This window comes from Pseudomonas sp. McL0111 (assembly GCF_052567255.1).
The window spans coordinates 5,035,299-5,054,799 of record NZ_CP199585.1 but is presented as its reverse complement, the minus strand read 5'-3'; the positions used below and the strand labels follow the sequence as shown (position 1 = coordinate 5,054,799).

20 protein-coding genes and 1 pseudogene are annotated in these 19,501 nt (G+C 60.0%); 14 read left to right on the top strand and 7 right to left on the bottom strand.

The window, feature by feature from the left end:
- Positions 1 to 5: 5 nt before the first annotated feature.
- The 3 genes from ACTWLJ_RS22885 to ACTWLJ_RS22875 all read right to left on the bottom strand — a co-directional run bounded on the left by ACTWLJ_RS22885 (position 6) and on the right by ACTWLJ_RS22875 (position 1,664).
- Positions 6 to 218 (bottom strand): type II toxin-antitoxin system RelE/ParE family toxin, encoded by a 213-nt coding sequence (locus tag ACTWLJ_RS22885; RefSeq protein ID WP_445181405.1) that lies wholly within the window; start codon positions 216 to 218, stop codon positions 6 to 8.
- Positions 219 to 264: 46 nt separating this feature from the next.
- A complete protein-coding gene (relB, locus tag ACTWLJ_RS22880) occupies positions 265 to 459 on the bottom strand; it encodes a type II toxin-antitoxin system RelB family antitoxin (RefSeq protein ID WP_401209282.1) in 195 nt (64 codons plus the stop codon).
- A gap of 257 nt (positions 460 to 716) precedes the next feature.
- The gene (locus tag ACTWLJ_RS22875) at positions 717 to 1,664 is read right to left on the bottom strand and encodes a SphA family protein (RefSeq protein ID WP_445178563.1); all 948 of its coding nucleotides are present in this window, start codon (positions 1,662 to 1,664) and stop codon (positions 717 to 719) included.
- A 211-nt stretch (positions 1,665 to 1,875) separates the two neighbouring features.
- On the opposite strand from ACTWLJ_RS22875, the gene ACTWLJ_RS22870 reads away from it, so the two are divergent.
- From ACTWLJ_RS22870 to ACTWLJ_RS22845, 6 genes are all read left to right on the top strand, one after another.
- Positions 1,876 to 2,916, top strand: a complete 1,041-nt coding sequence (locus ACTWLJ_RS22870; protein ID WP_445178562.1) for an AraC family transcriptional regulator — start codon at positions 1,876 to 1,878, stop codon at positions 2,914 to 2,916.
- Positions 2,917 to 2,980: 64 nt separating this feature from the next.
- A complete protein-coding gene (locus ACTWLJ_RS22865) occupies positions 2,981 to 3,868 on the top strand; it encodes a Dyp-type peroxidase (RefSeq protein ID WP_445178561.1) in 888 nt (295 codons plus the stop codon).
- 16 nt (positions 3,869 to 3,884) lie between these two features.
- The gene (locus ACTWLJ_RS22860; RefSeq protein ID WP_445178560.1) at positions 3,885 to 4,853 is read left to right on the top strand and encodes a Gfo/Idh/MocA family protein; all 969 of its coding nucleotides are present in this window, start codon (positions 3,885 to 3,887) and stop codon (positions 4,851 to 4,853) included.
- Positions 4,854 to 5,118: 265 nt separating this feature from the next.
- Positions 5,119 to 5,865 (top strand): GntR family transcriptional regulator, encoded by a 747-nt coding sequence (locus tag ACTWLJ_RS22855; protein ID WP_445178559.1) that lies wholly within the window; start codon positions 5,119 to 5,121, stop codon positions 5,863 to 5,865.
- A 1-nt stretch (position 5,866) separates the two neighbouring features.
- Positions 5,867 to 7,597: a fumarate reductase/succinate dehydrogenase flavoprotein subunit gene (locus ACTWLJ_RS22850; protein WP_445178558.1), complete on the top strand. Its 1,731-nt coding sequence runs from the start codon at positions 5,867 to 5,869 to the stop codon at positions 7,595 to 7,597.
- Positions 7,598 to 7,623: 26 nt separating this feature from the next.
- Entirely contained in the window at positions 7,624 to 7,869 is a 246-nt protein-coding gene (locus tag ACTWLJ_RS22845; protein WP_007959413.1) for a 4Fe-4S dicluster domain-containing protein, read from the top strand.
- A 2-nt stretch (positions 7,870 to 7,871) separates the two neighbouring features.
- Here the strand turns inward: ACTWLJ_RS22845 and ACTWLJ_RS22840 are convergent.
- Positions 7,872 to 7,976 (bottom strand): annotated as a pseudogene (locus ACTWLJ_RS22840) (metal ABC transporter ATP-binding protein); the annotation flags it as partial.
- Between the two features lie 126 nt (positions 7,977 to 8,102).
- Between ACTWLJ_RS22840 and ACTWLJ_RS22835 the strand changes: the two are divergent.
- The 5 genes from ACTWLJ_RS22835 (at position 8,103) to ACTWLJ_RS22815 (ending at position 12,507) form a co-directional block, all read left to right on the top strand.
- Positions 8,103 to 9,506 (top strand): ABC transporter substrate-binding protein, encoded by a 1,404-nt coding sequence (locus tag ACTWLJ_RS22835; RefSeq protein WP_445178557.1) that lies wholly within the window; start codon positions 8,103 to 8,105, stop codon positions 9,504 to 9,506.
- A 136-nt stretch (positions 9,507 to 9,642) separates the two neighbouring features.
- Positions 9,643 to 10,425 (top strand): ABC transporter permease, encoded by a 783-nt coding sequence (locus tag ACTWLJ_RS22830; RefSeq protein WP_445178556.1) that lies wholly within the window; start codon positions 9,643 to 9,645, stop codon positions 10,423 to 10,425.
- On the top strand, positions 10,425 to 11,273 hold the full coding sequence (locus ACTWLJ_RS22825; protein WP_445178555.1) for an ABC transporter ATP-binding protein: 849 nt from the start codon (positions 10,425 to 10,427) through the stop codon (positions 11,271 to 11,273). Before ACTWLJ_RS22830 ends, ACTWLJ_RS22825 begins: the two co-directional genes overlap by 1 nt.
- Positions 11,270 to 12,232 carry a HEAT repeat domain-containing protein gene (locus ACTWLJ_RS22820; protein ID WP_445178554.1) on the top strand — a complete coding sequence of 321 codons (963 nt, stop codon included), beginning with the start codon at positions 11,270 to 11,272 and terminating at the stop codon, positions 12,230 to 12,232. The genes ACTWLJ_RS22825 and ACTWLJ_RS22820 overlap by 4 nt, the downstream gene beginning before the upstream one ends.
- Positions 12,229 to 12,507 carry a DUF971 domain-containing protein gene (locus ACTWLJ_RS22815; RefSeq protein WP_445178553.1) on the top strand — a complete coding sequence of 93 codons (279 nt, stop codon included), beginning with the start codon at positions 12,229 to 12,231 and terminating at the stop codon, positions 12,505 to 12,507. Before ACTWLJ_RS22820 ends, ACTWLJ_RS22815 begins: the two co-directional genes overlap by 4 nt.
- A 128-nt stretch (positions 12,508 to 12,635) precedes the next feature.
- Here ACTWLJ_RS22815 and ACTWLJ_RS22810 read toward each other — a convergent pair whose 3' ends face one another.
- From ACTWLJ_RS22810 to ACTWLJ_RS22800, 3 genes are all read right to left on the bottom strand, one after another.
- Entirely contained in the window at positions 12,636 to 14,294 is a 1,659-nt protein-coding gene (locus tag ACTWLJ_RS22810) for a phosphoethanolamine transferase (protein ID WP_445178552.1), read from the bottom strand.
- A gap of 218 nt (positions 14,295 to 14,512) precedes the next feature.
- The gene (locus tag ACTWLJ_RS22805) at positions 14,513 to 15,250 is read right to left on the bottom strand and encodes a TorF family putative porin (protein WP_445178551.1); all 738 of its coding nucleotides are present in this window, start codon (positions 15,248 to 15,250) and stop codon (positions 14,513 to 14,515) included.
- Positions 15,251 to 15,399: 149 nt separating this feature from the next.
- Positions 15,400 to 17,142, bottom strand: a complete 1,743-nt coding sequence (locus ACTWLJ_RS22800) for an amidohydrolase (protein WP_445178550.1) — start codon at positions 17,140 to 17,142, stop codon at positions 15,400 to 15,402.
- Positions 17,143 to 17,245: 103 nt separating this feature from the next.
- Here ACTWLJ_RS22800 and ACTWLJ_RS22795 point away from each other — a divergent pair, with 103 nt between their 5' ends.
- From ACTWLJ_RS22795 to imuA, 3 genes are all read left to right on the top strand, one after another.
- Positions 17,246 to 18,163, top strand: a complete 918-nt coding sequence (locus ACTWLJ_RS22795) for a LysR substrate-binding domain-containing protein (protein WP_445178549.1) — start codon at positions 17,246 to 17,248, stop codon at positions 18,161 to 18,163.
- 96 nt (positions 18,164 to 18,259) lie between these two features.
- Positions 18,260 to 18,877, top strand: a complete 618-nt coding sequence (gene lexA, locus ACTWLJ_RS22790; protein WP_445178548.1) for a transcriptional repressor LexA — start codon at positions 18,260 to 18,262, stop codon at positions 18,875 to 18,877.
- A complete protein-coding gene (gene imuA, locus ACTWLJ_RS22785; protein WP_445178547.1) occupies positions 18,877 to 19,494 on the top strand; it encodes a translesion DNA synthesis-associated protein ImuA in 618 nt (205 codons plus the stop codon). Before lexA ends, imuA begins: the two co-directional genes overlap by 1 nt.
- Positions 19,495 to 19,501: the final 7 nt, after the last annotated feature.

Here is a 19,501-nt window from a genome sequence, read left to right as displayed (position 1 = left end):
AGAGGTTACGGGTATTTCCTTCGAGCATGGAGCACTGTCAGTATTCTGATGTGATCGGTAACCTGATAAACCAGCAGGTAGTTCGGGTTAATCACCATTTCGCGAGTGCCGGATATTCGGCCGAGGCGAAAGCCATGAGGGATTGAAGAAATCTTTTGTGCTGCCGTTCCCAGCTTGTGGTGCAACGAAACTGCAGCAGGAAAGTTGTACTGTTCTATGTAATTGATGACGTCAGCCAGTTCTTCCAGAGCCTGTTGGCTCCATTTAACCGGCAGCGCGTCGATTCTTGCGATTCTCTTCGATCATCTGATCGAGCATTACCATGGCCTCATCGTGAGGAATGCCTGGACTCGGATCGTCAAGTGCGGCCTGTACTTTGGCGCGATACCAACGGTCATAGCTCGCAGCCTCTTCGTCGGTTTCGAAGTCTGAAACGATGGGTGAAAGTTCGGCGCTCATAATGACCTCCATGATCAATGCCAAGCAGTCTAAGGGGGATAAGGCTCGCTGTCGTCACTGGCAGACGAAGTGCCTGAAGTATCCCGAATGGCCGAAATTAATGCTGTCAGACGTTTCCTTGCCTCGGCTCGGAATTTCAACCGAGGTTGTAGCTATCAACCAAATCCCTTGTAGGAGCTGCGGCACGCTGCGATCTTTTGATCTTTAAAAACAAAAGTCAGAAGATCGCAGCGTGCCGCAGCTCCTACGGGTTTGGGTCAGAAGGCGTAGGGGATGCTGACCTTGGCCCAGAGCATGTCGCCCTCCGGCCGGTTTTCCACGTCGAATTCCTTGGCCCAGCGGATCTCCGCGCTGGCGTACTTGAGGAAAGTCAGGTGCAACGCCGGACCAATCGCGAACACCTGCCCACGCACGCCGTCATCCACATCTTGCCCGGCAAACTGCACGGTATGCCCGTATTGTTTGTCGTCGGTGGTCTGTTTCAGGTAGTAGCCGTTGATACCGAACATCAAATCGTCGGTGATTTTGTAGCTGGCCGAATAATCGAAGTGGAAGATCTGCCCGGACTTGTAGTCGGTGTCCTTGTTCTTCGCGTTGAAGCTGTAGGTGGTCTTCATCGACACTTCGGTTTTATCCGTCGGCAGCCAGGTGAAGGAGAACAGTGGTTTGTAGGTGTAGAAATTGTTGCTGGTGTTGGCCAGCCGGTCCACGGCGTATTCGCCAGTGGGCACCGTGACTTCGAGGGCGGCGCCGAGGGTCAGGTTCTTGCCCATGTCCCACAGAATGATCGGTGCGACGGTGGTATCGCCCATACCTTCGCGGGTGTCACTCAAGCCGTACACCGAGACTTCCTGTTTCAGCCACGGCTGGGCGATGTAGCCGGCCAGCCGCCCGCCGAACACGCGCACCGGGCTCAGGTAGTCCAGACGCGGGATCACCGCGGTGGACTCGATATCGACATTTGGCACTTTGCCGCCGAGCGAGCTGATGTTGAGCTTGGTCGACTTGTAATGGTTGTAGTAGAGGTTGAACGCGACCATGTTCTCCGGAAGGCTGTTGACGTCCAGCGGCAACATGAAAAAACCGTCGGTGCCGGGGCCGATATTGTCGACGCCAGCTTCGGTCGCCAGTGCCGGCAGGGATGCGGCGCAACCCATCATTGTCAGGGCCAGGCGTAGGGGGAATGTCGCGCGGTTCGGGTTCATATCCGTCCTCATTATTATTGTGTTTTTGGCGCAACGCCGGCACGCAGAACGCCCGGCACTATAGAAATAAGCGCTTGGCGCCCAATGGGGCAGGGTATTGGCGGACACATAGGGGGACTTCTGCGGACAGCCCGCAAACCCTGTGCTAACTTCCTTGGACATAACCGGTTACAAAAATAACAATCAAGCGTGCTCCGGAATGTCTACCCCCATGAATATCAAAGTCGTCGATCCCACCTACGAACTGGCGCTGGTATCGCCGTTTCTCCTGCAAACCCTTGCCGAAGTCGCTGAACTCAAAGGTATCCAGCCCGAAAGCCTGTGCCGTGGCCTGGGTTTTACCTTCGACGATTTGCAGGACCCGGCGCAGCGGATTTCCTATCGTCAGGCCGTGGCGATGATTCAGCGCGCGCTGAAAGTGCTGCCCAATCAGGGGCTCGGTTTGTGGGTCGGGGCGCAGAACGTGCTGGGTACGTTGGGGTTGCTCGGCCATGTGCTCTCGCTGTGCAAGACCTTGCGCGACGCGTTTGCCTTGGGCATTCGCCATCAACACACCTGCGGCGGGATCGTGGTCTCCAGCGTCGATGTGGTGGGCGATCAGGTCTATGTTGATGCCGAATGTCGTCTGCCGTTTGCCGAGGTTCAGGTGTTTGCGGTCGAAGAGTTTTTCGCCAGTCTGCTGGTGTATGGGCGGGCGTTGGCCGGCGCCGATTTCATGCCGATTGCCGTGGATTTCGTGCATGCCGCGCCGGATTATCTGAGTGAATATCATCGTTTGCTTGGCACCGAAGTGCGCTTCGGCTGCCTGCACAACCGCATGCTGATCGACGCGCGCTGGCTCGACGTCAACCTGCCCAATCATAATTCGCTGGCGCTGCGTCAGGCGGTCAACTTGCTGGAGCTGGAAGCGGCGCAAGTGCATCAGAAACTCGACCTGATCCAGGCCGTGGAGCGGGCGATTGCCCGGGATCTGAGTTGCGGCAGTCACATCGAAAAGATTGCCGGCGACCTGAACATGAGCAGCCGTACCTTGCGCCGGCGCCTGACTGAGCATGCACTGACGTTTGAGGTGCTGCTGGAACAAGTGCGTCAGGCGCGGACGATGAGCCTGCTGGCGAACCCGGACATGCCGATTGAGCGAATTACCGAGGAAGTCGGCTACAGCGATGTGCGCAGTTTTCGTCGGGCGTTCAAACGCTGGACGGGGATGAGCCCGAGTGCGTGGCGCAGTGAGGGGACGGCATTGGTTTAGACGCTTCAACCCCACAAACTGTCTGGCTACAGGTAAACTCCGCGCACTTTCCCAAGGAGTTCACATGAGTTATTACCAGCCGGGCATTCTCGCCACCCCCGTTCCGCTACAAGCACGTCATCTGTTTTTCGCTCTTGAATCGGTTGAAGCACTGCCGCAAGCGATCGACAACCTGCTGAATCTGGTGGACGGCAAGTCGGCGGTGGTCGGTTTCGGTAAATCCCTGGCCAAGGCCCTCAACGTGCAAATCGAAGGCCTGCGCAGCTTCCCGGCCATGTCCGGTGTTGGCGTGGAAAACCCGTCGACCCAGCACGCGCTGTGGGTCTGGTTGCATGGCGTCGACCGTGGTGACCTGCTCAACCGCTGCAATGCCTTTGAGGCGGCTCTGGCGCCGGCATTCAGTCTGGCGCAGATGCAGGAAGCCTTCCGCCACAAGGACGGCCACGATCTGACCGGTTACGAAGACGGCACCGAAAACCCGCACGATGAAGCCGCCATCGCCGCTGCCTTGCAGGGTGAGGGCGCGGAAGGTCTGGTCGGTGGCAGCTTTGCCGCGATCCAGCAATGGCAGCACAACCTCAAAGGTTTCCATGCGCTGTCCGCCGAAGACAAAGACAACATCATGGGCCGTCGTCTGAGCGACAACGAAGAGATCGACGACGCGCCGATCTCCGCCCACGTCAAACGCACCGCGCAGGAAAGCTTCGCCCCTGAAGCGTTCGTCGTGCGTCGTTCGATGCCATGGATCGAAGGTGATCGTGCGGGCCTGATGTTCCTCGCGTTCGGCTTCTCCCTCGATGCATTCGAAGCACAACTGCGGCGCATGAGCGGTCTGGAAGACGGCATCACCGATGGTTTGTATCGCATCAGCCGGCCGATCACTGGCGGCTACTACTGGTGCCCGCCGCTGAAGGACGGCCACCTGGATCTGCGCGCTCTGCGCATGGGTTAACGCATAAGGAATGGCGATGAACGTGGTCCGTTGGGGCATGATCGGTTGTGGCAGCGTCACCGAGCGCAAGAGTGGGCCGGCCTTCTACAAGGCGCCCGGTTCGGCGCTGGTGGCAGTGATGGGCCGACGTCTTGATGCGGTGACCGATTACGCCGCGCGCCACGGAATCGACCGGGTTTACACCGATGTCGATGCGCTGATCAACGACCCTGAAGTGGACGCGGTGTACATCGCCACGCCGCCTGACAGCCATCACGCCTACAGCCTGAAAGTCGCCGCCGCCGGCAAGCATTGCTGCGTGGAAAAACCGATGTCGCTCAACGCCGGGCAAAGTCGCGAGATGCAGCAGGCGTTCGCCGACGCCGGTTTGCACCTGTTCGTTTCCTACTATCGCCGTTCGTTGCCGCGCTTCCAGCAAGTGCGGCAGTGGCTGGCGCAGGGGCGTATCGGCGAGGTGCGGCACCTGAGCTGGACGCTGACCAAGGCGCCGTCGCCGATGGATCTGGACGGCAGCAACAATTGGCGTACCGATCCGGCGGTGGCGGGCGGTGGTTATTTCGCTGATCTGGCCAGTCATGGTTTCGACCTGTTCCAGTACCTGCTCGGCGACATCGTTGAAGTTGCTGGCTTCACTGCGCGTCAGGCCGGGTTGTATGCGGCGGAAGACGCGGTCAGCGCCAGTTGGCGGTTTGCCTCCGGGGCGCTGGGAATGGGCTGCTGGAGCTTTGTCGCGGATCGGCGCGAGGATCGGGTCGAGATCATCGGCAGCCTCGGGCGCATCAGTTTTTCAGTGTTTGATGAGCATCCGTTGCAACTGCACGCGGATGAAAGCATCAGTCTGGAAATCCCGCATCACGAGCACATTCAGTGGCATCACGTACTGGGCATGAATGCGCACATCCGTGGTGATTCACAGCATCCGGCGATGGCCGAACAGGCACTGAAAACCGATTGGGTGATGGACCAGATTCTCAAGCGTCACTGAAAACCCCCTCTTTCAGACCAAAACCTGTGGCGAGGGGATTTATCCCCGTTCGGCGGCGCAGCCGTCGCAAATCCAGGCAACCCGGTAGTTCAGAAGGGCTGTATTGGCAGGGTTTGGGGCTGCTTCGCAACCCAACGGGGATAAATCCCCTCGCCACAAAAGCCGACGCAAGCTGCGTCTAAGGTTATGCCCATTCGGTATTTCTCAAACTTGTCATAACGTCTCTAAGATCACGTCATAACTCGTTATAACAAGTGATCCCCTGATGACCGATAACGTTCTTTCCCTCAGCAGCGTTCCGCTGCACACCCAACTGCGCGACGTCCTGCGTGCGCGGATTCTCGACGGCGAATACCCGCAAGACAGTCAGATGCCCTCGGAAAGCGAGCTTGGCACGCTATTCAAAGTCAGCCGCATCACCGTGCGCCAGGCCTTGGGTGATCTGCAAAAAGAAGGGCTGATCTTCAAGATCCATGGCAAAGGCACTTTCGTCGCCAAACCCAAAACCTTTCAAAATGTCAGCAGCCTGCAAGGCCTCGCCGAGTCGATGACCGGGCGCGGTTACGAGGTGATCAACCGTCTGCGCAGTTTCAAATTCATCGCAGCGGACAAACGCGTCGCCGAGCGTCTGCAAGTCGCCGAAGGTGAAATCGTGGCGCAGATCAAACGGGTGCGGTTGATCAATCGCGAGCCGATCTCGCTGGAAATCACCTACCTGCCCAAAGCCATCGGCGAGCGTTTGGAGAAGGCTGATCTGGTCACCCGCGACATCTTCCTGATCCTCGAAAACGACTGCGGCATCGCCCTCGGCCATGCTGATCTGGCTATCGATGCGGTGCTCGCCGACAGCGATCTGACTCAGGCACTGAACGTCGAGGCGGGCTCGCCGATCATGCGCATCGAACGCCTGACCCACGACGCGAACGGCCAGCCGCTGGACTTCGAACACCTTTACTACCGTGGCGATGCGTTCCAGTACCGCTTGCGGATCGACCGGCAAAAAGGGGCGTGACATGACCCGCAATACCTTGGAACAGGAATACGACATCGTCGTGATCGGCGGTGGCACCGCTGGCCCGATGGCGGCGATCAAGGCTAAAGAGAAGAACCGCGATCTGCGCGTGTTGCTGGTCGACAAGGCCAACGTCAAACGCAGCGGCGCGATCAGCATGGGCATGGACGGCCTCAACAACGCGATCATTCCCGGGCACTCGACGCCGGAGCAGTACACCAAGGAAATCACCATCGCCAACGACGGCATCGTCAATCAGGCGGCGGTGTATGCCTATGCGACCCACAGCTTCGAAACCATCGAACAACTCGACCGCTGGGGCGTGAAGTTCGAGAAGGACGAAACCGGCGATTACGCGGTGAAAAAAGTCCATCACATGGGCGCCTACGTGCTGCCGATGCCGGAAGGGCACGACATCAAAAAGGTTCTTTATCGTCAGTTGAAACGCGCTCGGGTGAGCATCACCAATCGGTTGGTCTGCACGCGGTTGTTGACCGACGAGGAGGGCACGGTCAACGGCGTGATGGGTTTTGATTGCCGCACCGCCGATTTCCATGTGATCAAGGCCAAGGCAGTGATTCTGGCGTGCGGCGCGGCCGGGCGCCTCGGTTTGCCGTCCTCGGGTTACCTGATGGGCACCTACGAAAATCCGACCAATGCCGGCGACGGCTACGCCATGGCCTATCACGCCGGGGCTGAACTGGCGAACCTCGAATGCTTCCAGATCAACCCGTTGATCAAGGATTACAACGGCCCGGCCTGCGCCTACGTCACCGGCCCCTTGGGTGGCTACACCGCCAACAACAAGGGCGAACGCTTCATCGAGTGCGACTACTGGAGCGGGCAGATGATGTGGGAGTTTCACCAGGAGCTGGAAAGCGGCAACGGCCCGGTGTTCCTCAAACTCGATCACTTGGCCGAGGAAACCATCCAGAACATCGAAGAGATTTTGCACAGCAACGAACGCCCGAGCCGTGGCCAGTTTCACGCCAATCGTGGCACCGATTACCGCACGCAGATGGTCGAGATGCACATCTCCGAAATCGGCTTTTGCAGCGGGCATTCGGCGTCCGGTGTGTGGGTCAACGAACGCGCCGAGACTTCGGTGAAGGGCTTGTACTCGGCGGGAGACATGGCGGCGGTGCCGCACAACTACATGCTCGGCGCGTTCACCTATGGCTGGTTTGCCGGGCATAACGCCGCTGATTTTGTCGCTGGCCGCGAGTTTTCCGCGCTGGATGCCAAGCAGGTCGAAACCGAAAAGGCCCGGGTCTACGCGCCACTGGATCGCGAGCACGGCCTGCCGCCCGCGCAAGTCGAATACAAGCTGCGACGCTTCGTGAACGACTACCTGCAACCGCCGAAAGTGACCAGGAAAATGCAGATCGGCCTGCAACGCTTCAGCGATATCGAGCGTGATCTTGATCAGATGAAAGCCAATAACGCCCACGAACTGATGCGCGCCATGGAAACCAGCGTGATCCGCGACTGCGCCGAAATGGCCGCCCGCGCCTCGTTGTTCCGCGCTGAAAGCCGCTGGGGTTTGTACCACTATCGCGTCGATCACCCGCAACGCGACGACGCTGAATGGTTCTGCCATTGCCACTTGAAGAAGGGCGATGACGGTCAAATGACCAGTTTCAAGAAAGCCGTCGAGCCCTACATCATCCCGCTCGATGCCGAAGAAATGCAGGCCTACGACCGCTTGCGGGTTGGCGCCTTCGCCGCGTGATGCATCACTGACAGAGAGCCCGAACCATGGCCTATCAAGCCCAGGAAATCTTCTTCCGCTCCAACGCCCCGGTCACCGTGGACGAGGACAAATGCATCGCCGAAAAGGGCTGCACCGTGTGCGTCGACGTCTGCCCGATGGACTTGCTGGCGATCAATCCGGCCACGCAAAAAGCCTACATGGCGTTCGACGAATGCTGGTACTGCATGCCGTGTGAAAAGGATTGCCCGACAGGCGCGGTGAAAGTCGAAATCCCCTATCTCCTGCGCTGAAACCCACCCCACTGTGGGAGCGAGCTTGCTCGCGAATGCGGTGGTTCATTCAGCATTGATGTCGACTGGCAGGACGCTTTCGCGAGCAAGCTCGCTCCCACAGGGATTTGTGGCTACTTGAAAAGCCATCCGGCGAACCCCGGACGCTGGATTCAAAGACACCCCTCGTTTCCCACCGCGCCCTGATCGTGGCGGAGACGAACATCCAATAAATGATTCGAGGGGAAACAACCATGTTGCGTGCAGCAATCGCCGGTCTGGTACTGGCATCGTTCAGTTTGTCGGCCTCGGCCGAAACCATCCGCATCGCCATCGGCACCCAGGACACCACCATCAACTGCGCCGCTGGCGGTCTGTTGATCCGTGAACTCGGCCTGCTCGACAAATACCTCCCGCACGACGGCCAATACAAAGACGCCCAATACGACGTCCAGTGGAAAAACTTCACCAGTGGCGCGCCGCTGACCAACGAGATGGTCGCCGGCAAACTCGACTTCGGTGCGATGGCCGATTTCCCCGGCGCCTTCAACGGCGTAGCGTTTGAAACGGCGGGCAAGCACAGCCTGTTTATCAGCGTGTTGTCGGGCAGCATCAAGGGCAGCGGCAACGGCATTGTGGTGCCGAGCGCGTCGAGCGTGCAGTCGCTGAGCGAACTCAAGGGCAAGACCATTTCCGTGCCGTTCGCCTCCACGGCGCACGGCATGTTGTTGCGGGCGGTGGCGGCGCAGGGTTGGGACCCGCTCAAGGACGTGAACATTATCGCCCAGCCGCCCGAAGTCGCCGGCTCGGCGTTACAGGCCGGCAAGATCGACGCGCATGCCGACTTCGTGCCGTTCGCCGAACTGTTTCCCAGCCGTGGTTTCGCTCGCAAGATCTACGACGGCGCCCAGGCCAATGCGCCGACTTTTCATGGGGCGCTAGTGGATCAGGCTTACGCGAAAAAGTACCCGGAAATCGTCGTCGCCTATCTGCGTGCGAGCATCGAGGCCAATCAATTGCTGGCGGCGGAACCTGAGAAGTACAGCGAGCTGATCGCCAAAGTCACTGGCGTTGATGCCGAGGTCAATTACCTGTTCCACGGCCCGCTCGGCGTGCAGACCCGCGATCTGAGCTGGAAACCTGAATACCGCCAGGCTGTGGGCACGGCTATCGATACGTTGAAGCTGTTGAAGAAAGCCGATCGCGGACTGGATTTGAACAACTTCATCGACGATCAGTACATCCGTGCGGCGTTCAAGGCTTCCAACCTGGACTACACGGCGCAACTGGCCGATTACGCGCAAACGCCTCTGAAAGCCGTGGATGCGGCCACCGGCAAGCCGATCAGCGACTTCAGCCATGTCGCTGAAATCTGGGTGCGTGGCGAGGACAAGGTGCGCCAGTACGCCTCGGCTGAATCGGCGTTCACCGCGTTGGCCGGCCTCAAGCAGGAAGGCAAAACCATTCGTGCGGTGTATGCGCAGGCCGGGGACAGCGGGATCAAGTTGCTGGCGGAACAGGCGTGGTTTGCCAGTGATGCCAAGGGCCGGTTGAGTGCGTTCCTGCTCAAGGGCCAGGCCCAGCAATATGCGGCGGCGCAGGGCGGCAAGGTCTTCGACTTCACCGACGCCACGACCCAGGCCGTGGCCTCCCGCTGATTTTGAACGCGCCATATTCCCCTGTGGGAGCGGGCTTGCCCGCGATGGCGGACTTACATTCAGCAAAAATGTTGGATGTACCAGCCTCATCGCGGGCAAGCCCGCTCCCACAGGGTTCTGGTATTGAGGAAGAACTATGCTCACATCCATTACACGTTGGGGATCAAGGACAGCCTCGCTGCTGCTCTGCCTGCTGTTCTGGCAACTCGCCGCCAGCCACCACTGGAACCTTGGCCTGGTCACCTTCGCCAACGTTCCCACCCCCGTGGCCGTCATTGAAGCCGCGCTGGGCCTTGGTGACTCCGGCAAACTCGCCCAGCACCTGACCAGCAGCCTCAGCCGGGTCTTCGCCGGATACCTTGCCGCACTGATCATCGGCATCGCCCTGGGCCTGGCCATCGGCCGCTCGAAGTGGGCCGAAGACCTGCTGCTGCCGCCGCTGGAAGTGCTGCGCCCGATCCCGGCCGTGGCATGGATTCCACTGGCGATCCTGATGTTTCCGTCCTCCGAGCTGTCGATGGTGTTCATCACCTTCACCGGTGCGCTGTTCCCGATCCTGCTGAACACCGTGCACGGCGTTGAAGGCGTTGACCCGCGTCTGATCGCCTCGGCCAGAAGCCTCGGGGCAGGGCGGCGGGCGATTCTGCTGGAAGTGATTCTGCCGGGCGCTGCGCCAAGCATCATCACCGGCCTCGCCATCGGCATGGGCACCTCGTGGTTCTGTCTGGTGACCGCCGAAATGATCTCCGGCCAGTTCGGCATCGGCTACTACACCTGGGAGTCCTACACCATTCAGAACTACGCCGACATCGTCGTCGGCATGCTGCTGATCGGCGTGTTGGGCATGGGCAGCAGCCTATTGATCAAACGCCTTGGCGGGCTGTTCACGCCGTGGCATCGCCCACGAGGAAAAGCCTGATGACTGCGATGCAAACCCCGGAAGGGCGGATCGATATCCGCCAATTGTCCATCGTGCTTGGCGAGGGCCAGCAAGCGTTCGAAGCGTTGCAAGCGCTGGATTGCCAGATCGAACCGGGCCAGTTCGTGTGCATTCTCGGCCCGTCCGGTTGCGGAAAATCGACGTTGCTCGGCGCCTTGGCCGGTCATCTGCAAGCGCATGCCGGCAGCCTCAAGGTTGATGGCAGTGAAGTGTCCGGGCCGTCACCGCAGCGCGGCATGGTCTTTCAGCACCACACGTTGTTCCCGTGGCGCACGGTGCGCGACAACGTTGCATTCGGCCTGAAAATGCGCGGTATAGGCAAGACCGAACGCCATCGCGCCGCTGATGAAATCCTCGCGCTGGTCGGTCTCGACGGCTTTGCCGAACGCTGGCCCGATCAGCTCTCCGGCGGTATGCAGCAACGGGTAGAGATCGCCCGGGTGCTGGTCAATCGTCCGCGCCTGTTGCTGATGGACGAACCGTTCGGCGCACTGGATGCGCTGACTCGACTGAACATGCAGGAACTGCTGCTGGACATCTGGACGCGCATCCGCACCACCGTGGTGTTCGTCACGCATGACATCGACGAGGCGCTGTTTCTCGCCGACCGCTTGCTGGTGATGAGTGCGCGTCCGGGGCGAATCATCGAAGACTTGCGTCTGGATTTCCCACGTCCGCGCACCACCGAACTGGTCACCAGCGCCGAGTTCACCCGCCTTAAACGCCATTGCCTCGACTTGCTGCGCCACGACAACGACCGGCCGCTGCCACGCTTGAATCCGCTCGGCCTGCCTCCTGAAAACCCTTTGCCGCGATTTGCCCTATGACCTCATTTTTTGCTGTGACCGATAACGCTGAGATTCTTGCCCTGCAACCGCGCCTGACTGCCGAGGACGCTGGAGTACGGCGCATCGCCCTGATCGATCTGGCCGACCTCGAAGAACCGGACGGTTTGCTGTGGCTGGTAGAGCGCCTGACGGATGATCCTGCCGAAGAAGTTCGCGCCGAAGCGGCGCGGTTGCTGGAGGCCTGGGAGGACGGACAGGTGATCGAGGCTTTGTGTCAGGCCCTGACTGATCCGGCCCCGGCGGTACAAGCCGCCGCCGCACAGAGCCTAAGCCTGCTCAAGACTGAAGCGGCGGGCGCGGTGATTCTGCCGTGGACAGCGCACGCCGAAGTCGCGGTGCGGATCGCTGCGTTCCGGGCTTTGCGTGAATTGCGCTTTGCCGATGCGGCGCCTGCTGCGCTGCTGGCGTTGAACGATACCGATGCCAGCGTGCGCCGCGAAGCTGTCGGCGTGCTTGGCTGGCTCAAGCAACTCGACGCCTTGCCGGCGCTGGCACGTCTGGCCAGTGATGACCCCGACACTGAAGTGCGTCGCGCCGCCACCGGTGCTCTGGGTCTGGCGTCCGGCGCCGAAGTGCTGCCGGCGCTGCGGCAGGCTTTGCAGGATTCGGCATGGCAGGTGCGCGAAGAAGCGGCGACGACGCTGGGCAAGGTCGGCCATGTCGACGCGGGCCCGGCACTGGTCCAAGCACTGGCAGATGATTACTGGCAAGTCCGTTTGCGCGCCACCCGCAGCCTCGGTCGTTTGCGTTTCGCCCCGTCATTGCAAGCGCTGATCGAAACCCTGAGCCATCGCATCAGCAATCTGCGCAAGGAAGCGGCGCTGGCCTTGGGTGAGTTGAATGATCGCGGCGCAGTAGCGGCGTTGCAGGCTGCGGCAGATGACGGCGATCCGGAAGTGCGCAAAGCCGTGCGCATCGCCCTGAGTCAGTTGCAATGAACCCGCTATCGGTCGCCAACTCGCAAAGCGAGAAAACCCTGCGCCTGAGCTGGCCGGACGGTCGTGAATCGGTACTCAATCACGCCGAACTGCGCCGTCAGTGCCCGTGCTCACAGTGCCGCGCATTTCGCCTGCGTGGCTCGACGCCGATGGTTGATGAGCGAGTGCGGATAATTGAGCTCAACCCCCAGGGTTATGGCCTGCAACTGGTATTCAGCGATGGCCACGAACGCGGGATCTACCCGTGGCCCTATCTGGCGGACCTAACTGTCTGAACCCACCAAAAATCCCCGTGGGAGCTAGCCTGCTAGCGATAGCAACCTGTCAGTCGACATCTGTATTGCCTGACATACCGCTTTCGCTAGCAGGCTAGCTCCCACAGTTCGGGATGGTGGTGTTTGGATTATTGCGCGGCGGTCATGGCTGGGCGGCAGCCGTGGAAGATGTCCAGCTCCGGCTGATACAGCGAGGTTTTTACTTCGAACAAACCCAACACCGAATGAAACAGGTTGTCATGGCTCAGATCTGCCTCATCGCGTTTGTCTTGCAGACAATTCCGATCAATCCCTTCATGGGTCAACGTACTTTCACCAAACCACATCACCATCGGCACATGCGTCTGTGCCTCAGGCGCCAATGCATACGGCGCGGCATGCAGGTACAGGCCGTTTTCGCCCAGTGATTCGCCATGATCGGAAACGTAGACCATCGAAGTGTCGAGGTTGTCCTGATTGCGCTTGAGCAACTCGATCACCTTGGCCAGGAAATGGTCGGTATAGAGGATGGTGTTGTCGTACACATTCACCAGTTCATCACGGCTGCAACTGCCCAGTTGATTGGTGTGGCAGATCGGTTTGAAGCGCTCCAGCGTTTGCGGATAGCGCTCGTAATACTCGGGGCCGTGGCTGCCGTCGGCGTGCAGGACGATGATCGCGTGGCCTTTCAGGCTGTCGATATAGGCCTGCAGATCGGCCAGCAGCGCCTCGTCGAGGCAGTTATTGCCGTCGCAAAACGGCCCCGGCTGATTCTTCGCGATATCACGGTGCGGCACGCGCAGGCAGGTGCCTTTGCAGTCGCTGTTGTTGTCCAGCCACAGCACTTGCACGCCGGCCCGTTGCAGGATGTCGAGCAGGCCTTCGTAGGTTTTGCCTTTCTTGTCGCTGTAGTCCTCACGCGGGAACATCGAGAACATGCACGGCACCGACACCGCCGTCGATGTGCCGCAGGAATGCACCTTGGTGAAGTTGAGAATATCGAGCTTGCTCAGTTCGGGATTGGTTTCGCGCTCATAACCGTTGAGCGAGAAGTGATCGGCGCGGGCGGTTTCGCCAACCACAAAGACCATCAGCGATTTCTTCTCGCGGCTGGCGGCTTTGGCGCTCATCACCGCGTCTTCACCGATGGCCTGCACCACGAAGTGCTTTTTGATCCCCAGACGCTGCTTGGTGTATTTGCTGATCGCGTAGATGTAGTTGGTCGGGTTGATGAAGTGGGTGAGCTTGTCTTCCTGACGGAAGATCGGCGCGTAGGTGGAATAGAACGCAGCCACCGAAGCGGCAATCACCAACACGCAGGCGATGATCACCAGCACCTTGTTCAGCAATCCGCGAAAGAACGGTCGATAACTCACCGGCCAGCGCCAGATCAACACCGCCGGCAGCACGCCGAGCAGCAGCAGGTAAGTCAGCAGTTTGCCGCTGAACAGCGCCGTGGCTTCCGCCGGGTTGGTTTCGAAGACGTTCTGGATCATCACTGTATCGATGGTGATCCCGTATTCGTTCATGAAATACGCCGCGCAGGCCGAGAGCAGGGCGACGACGGTCAGCGCCGGTTTCAGCGTCCACTTGAACGACACCAGCGTCAGCAGCAGGGTAATGGCGGCCCACAGAAACAGTGCAAAGGAAGCAAAAAACGCCAGTTTGTGCGCGCCTTGCAGGGTGATCAACGTACCGAGCGCCTTCCAGGTCGCCAGGTTGTACAACGCCACCAATGCCAAAGAAAACAGCAGCACCAGTCGGGTAGGAGTGATGGACGGTAAATGCAGTCCTTTGCCCAAAGCCATTCAAAACGTTCCTCTACTGAGATAGAAAACACACACGATTACGCGCGTAACTGTAGAAGAACGTTAGTAAAAATTCTGTAAACATCCAGTAACAATCACCCGCATCCGAATGCGGCCCTTGTAGGAGCTGCGGCACGCTGCGATCTTTTGATTCTGCTTGAAAAAACAAGATCAAAGGATCGCAGCGTGCCGCAGCTCCTACCAGGGATTGTGGTGGGTTAGAAGGATTTGTTGATGCTCGCCACCAGCGTCGCGCTGCACACATCCTTGTAGCCCCAGTTGCTCTGGCACTCGGTTTTTGAGACGTCGGTATCGATGTAGCTCAACCCCAGCACCACCCCGGCCAGGTTGTGCGTGACTTTGATTTCCCACTCGCGATAGGACGCATCGCCGTGACCCGACGACGAGTACATGCGCGGGTCCTTGAAATCCATATTGCCGTAACGCAGTTTCAGCCCTGATTCGAAGGGCAGTTCGGTTTCATAACCGATGTAGCTGTACATCGAACTTTGCTTGCTGTCTTCGCCTGGCGCATCGCTGGAATAGTACGCGCCGAGTTTCACCCCGTAGGCGCCGAGAATGCCGTAGACCTCGCTCTGGTTGAACTGACTTTCCTTGGGGTAGGCGTATTTGATGTAGCCCAGATCGAGACTGACCGCCTCGGTCGCCTGCCACAGCCAGCCGGCGTAGTAATCGACTTCCTGACGGGTTTTCAGATCGTCGCCGAAATCGACGTTGGAACTCCAGGCGCCGATGTACAGACCGCTGCTATGCGCCAGGGTCAAACCGGCTTGTGCGGCGGGGTCGTTGAGGGTCTGCGAGATGCCGCGAGTGCGGTAATCGCTGGCCAGGGTCAAGTCCACCGCCACCGAGAAGTCATCGTTCAAGGGCACGGCGTAGCTGCTCAAGGGCAGCAGACTCAAGGAAGTCAGGGCGAGCAGGGGCAAGGCTTTCATGTGAAGTCCCGTTGTTGTGATTTTTATTGGGCACAAAGAAAAACTGTAGGAGTGAGCCTGCTCGCGATAGCGGTGGATCAGTCGACATCACTGCTGGATGTCATACCGCTTTCGCGAGCAAGCCCGCTCCCACAAGGGGATCATTATTGTTATTGGGTGGCGGTGTAGACCTGACGGCCGCCGAACCAGGTTTGCAGGACCTGGGTGTCGTGCAGGGCTTTGTTATCGACGCTGAACACGTCGCGGTCGACCACGATGAAGTCAGCCTGTTTGCCCGGTGTCAGCGAACCGATCTGCTTGTCCAGACCAATGGTTCGTGCCGCGTTGACGGTGTAGGCGTAGAACATGGTCTCGCGGTCCAGACGTTCATCGGCGTTGAGCACGCCCAGCGGGCCGACGCGGGTGATGGCCTGCGCCATGGCGTTGAACGGATTCGGCGAGGACACCGGCCAGTCACTGGCACCGGCAATGGTCGCGCCCTGTTTGAGCAGCGAATGCGCCGGATATTGATAACGGAAGGCGAGGGCGCTGACGTAAGGCTTGATCATGTCGGTGGTGTAGTCATCGGCGCTGGCCCACAGCAGTTGCATCGACGCGATCACGTTCAGCGGTTTGAACCGGGCGAACTCTTTCGGATTGACCATTTGCAGGTGAGTGATCGAGTGGGTAATGCCGCTCTGCCGATCCTTGCGCGCCTGAGCGATGCCGTTCAGTGATTCACGCACCGCGCGGTCGCCGATGGCGTGGATGTGCACCAGCCAGCCACGCTGGTCGATGGCGCTGACCAGTTCGCCGAAATGCGCCGGATCGATCAGCAACTCGCCCTGTTTGTGCGAGTTGCTGTACGGATCGATCATCGCTGCGCTCTGCGCCGGGAATTCAATCACACCGTCGGCGAAGATCTTGATCCCCGGCAGCGTCAGATTGGGAATGCCCTGAAACTGCTGGCGCACTTTGTCGAGGGTATCGAGGTCGGCGGGCACGCTTTTCGAATTGGCCACCAGCAGCGCCGCAACGTGGACGCTCATCTGGCCGCTTTCCGACAGCGCCTTGTAGGCCGGCAGCACGCCGACGGTTTTCTCGGTGGGTTTGAGGGCGAATACCGGTTCGCCCGGCGCGGCGTTGGCGGCGGGGTCCATCCACGCCGTGATGCCCAGGCTGTTGTTGTAACGCACCGCCGATTGCGCGGCTTTCAACATGTCGGCGGGGCTCGGTACCGGCATTTTCGAGGCGACGCGATCCCAGCCTGCATCCACTACAAAGCCATTGGGTTCGCCGTTGGCCAGTTTGCCGATGGTGTCTTTTTCAGCGTCCGGCAGGTTTTTCAGAAGTGCTGCATCAACGCCCGAGCGCTTGAGCATGGTGTTGTTGGCCCACGCCGTGTGGTGGTCGCTGCCGATAAACACCACCGGCACGCTGGCCCATTCGCCGTTGTTGAAGGTTTTGCCCAAGGCCTCGGCCTGGGCCCAATATGCCGAGCTCATGCCGGCGATACTCAGCACGTCGCCATGTTTGGCCTTGCCGTCTTCACGCCAGGCACGCAGGCGTTTTTCCAGCTCGTCGAGGGCGACGACTTCGTCTTCCATGTTCGCCGAGACCATTTCCAGTCCGCCGAAAATCGCGTGGGAATGGCTGTCGATCAGGCCGGGCATCAACGCTTTGCCGCCGAGGTCGATCACTTGAGTGCCGGGGCCGATCAAGGCTTTGATCTGCGCGTCGGTGCCGACTTTCAGCACCTTGCCGTTCTCCACGGCCAGGGCTTGAACCTTGGGGTGAGCGCGGTCGGCAGTAAAAATCTTGCCATTGAGCAGCACCAGATCGGTGGCGGCCATGGCTTCCATCGAGGCAAAACTTACAGCGACTACCAACAGACTCGGGATGAATCTTTTCATTGAAGATTTCCTTGTTATTGCGTCTGATGGCGAGATTAGTGACTGTCAGCGCCTGACAGAACGCCTCCCTCACGAAAAACGTTTTTGCCTGAATGGAAAAAGCATGGACAAGCTGGGTGCACTGAAAATGTTCGTGGTCACCGCGCAGCTCGGTAGTTTCAGCCGCGCCGCCGAGCAACTGGGCAAGACCCCGTCGGCGTTGACCAAAGCGGTCAATCATCTGGAGTCCGAGCTGGGTGCGCGGCTGTTCGAGCGCAGCACGCGGCGGATTTTGCTGACCGAAATCGGTCGGCTGTATCTGGAAACCGCGCGGCAGGTGTTGCAACGGCTGGATGAAGCCAGCGAGGAAGTCGAGCAACTGCAGCATGGTCTGCGCGGCAGCCTGAAAATCACCGCGCCGCTGGCGTATGGGCGGGCGTTTCTCGATCAGGTGTGTGACGGTTTTTTACAGCAGTATCCGCAGATCAGCCTGCAAGTGGATTTGTGCGACGAGTTCGTCAATCTGCTGGAAAGCGGCTACGACCTGGCGTTGCGCGAGGGCCACGACAACTTGCCGGGGCTGATCGCGCGGGTGGTCGGCAGCAATCGACTGGCGTTGTGCGGCAGCCCGGAATATCTGGCGCGCAAGGGCTTTCCGGTGACGCCGCAAACCCTCGAACAACATGAATGGCTGTTGTATCGGCATCCGTTGCTCAGCCGCGAATTCTGGTGGGCCGAGCGTGACGGTCAACGCCTGAGCCTGACGCAACCTTCGGCGCCACGATTGCGCAGCGACAATTACGACTTGCTGCTGGCCAGTGCGCTGGCCGGGCGCGGTTTGCTGCACACGCCGTTGTGGAGCGCTGCGCCGTACATCGCTGATGGGCGACTGGTGCGGGTGATGGCCGATTACGATATCGACCCGGACAGTTTTGGCCCGCACATTCTCGCGGTGTATCCGAGCCATCGGCGGGCCACGGCCAAAGTGCTGGCGTTTATCGACTTCATCACCCAGTTTTTGGCTGAGCGTGATTTGAGCTGATTTTCCCTGTAGGCGCTGCGGCACGCTGCGATCTTTTGATCTTGTTTAGCCAGCCTGACTGGCGGTCGTTGCCAGAAAAATCGCAAAAGAGTACAAATGTACTCCATGACGACTCTCACTCCCCGCCGTACCGCCATCCTGACTTTTATCCGCGATCGAATCGCCGAACACGGTCAGCCCCCAAGCCTCGCTGAAATCAGCGAGGCTTTTGGTTTTGCCTCACGCAGCGTGGCGCGCAAGCACGTGCTGGCGCTCACCGAAGCCGGGTTTATCGAGGTCAATCCCCATCAGGCCCGGGGCATTCGTTTGCTGGGGCAACCTGCACGTCCGGAACTGCTGGATATTCCAGTGCTTGGCCGGGTGGCTGCCGGTGCGCCAATCAGCGCCGATGCCGACATCCATAACCGCCTGATGCTCGACCCGGCACTGTTCTCCCGAACCCCGGATTACATGCTGCGGGTGCAGGGCGACTCGATGATCGAGGACGGCATTCTCGATGGTGATCTGGTCGGTGTGCGGCGCAATCCCGAGGCCGTCAACGGGCAGATCGTCGTCGCGCGGCTGGACGGTGAAGTGACGATCAAGCGCTTCGAGCGCGTCGGCGACGTGGTGCGGCTGTTGCCGCGCAACCCGGCGTATCAGCCGATTGTCGTGCGTGACGATCAGGATCTGGCCATCGAAGGGGTGTTCTGCGGTCTGGTGAGGCAAGGTTGATGGGCGCCGTCGTTGCGTTGGATACGCTGTTCAATGGCGGCCAGGTCTGGAAGGGCCGACCTGCGCCACCGGCTGCCAGCCCGCAACCCACCGGGCACGCCGCGCTGGATGCGGCGTTGCCCAGCGGTGGCTGGCCGGAAGCGGCACTGAGTGAAATTCTGCTGGCCGGGCCCGGTGTCGGCGAACTGCAACTGGTGTGGCCGACGCTGGCGCGGCTGTCGGCGGCGGGCGAGCGCATCGTGCTGGTGGCGCCGCCGTTCGTGCCGTATCCGCAGGCGTGGGAGAACGCCGGGGTCGATCTGCGCCAGTTGTCGGTGATTCAGGCCAGCGAGCGCGATGCGTTATGGGCGGCGGAACAATGCCTGCGCTCAGGCAGTTGCGGCGCAGTCCTGTGCTGGCCGCATAAAGCCGATGACCGTGCGTTGCGGCGCTTGCAGGTGGCGGCGGAAACCGGCCAGACCCTGGCGTTCGCGTGGCGCCCGTTGAGCGAAGCGGTCAACCCGTCGCCGGCCGCGTTGCGCATCGCCATCGACGCACGGCCCGCGCAACTGCGAGTGCTCAAGTGTCGTGGCGGTCTGGCACGTACGGCGCCGATTGCCTTCACTGTGGGGCACTGAGGTCATC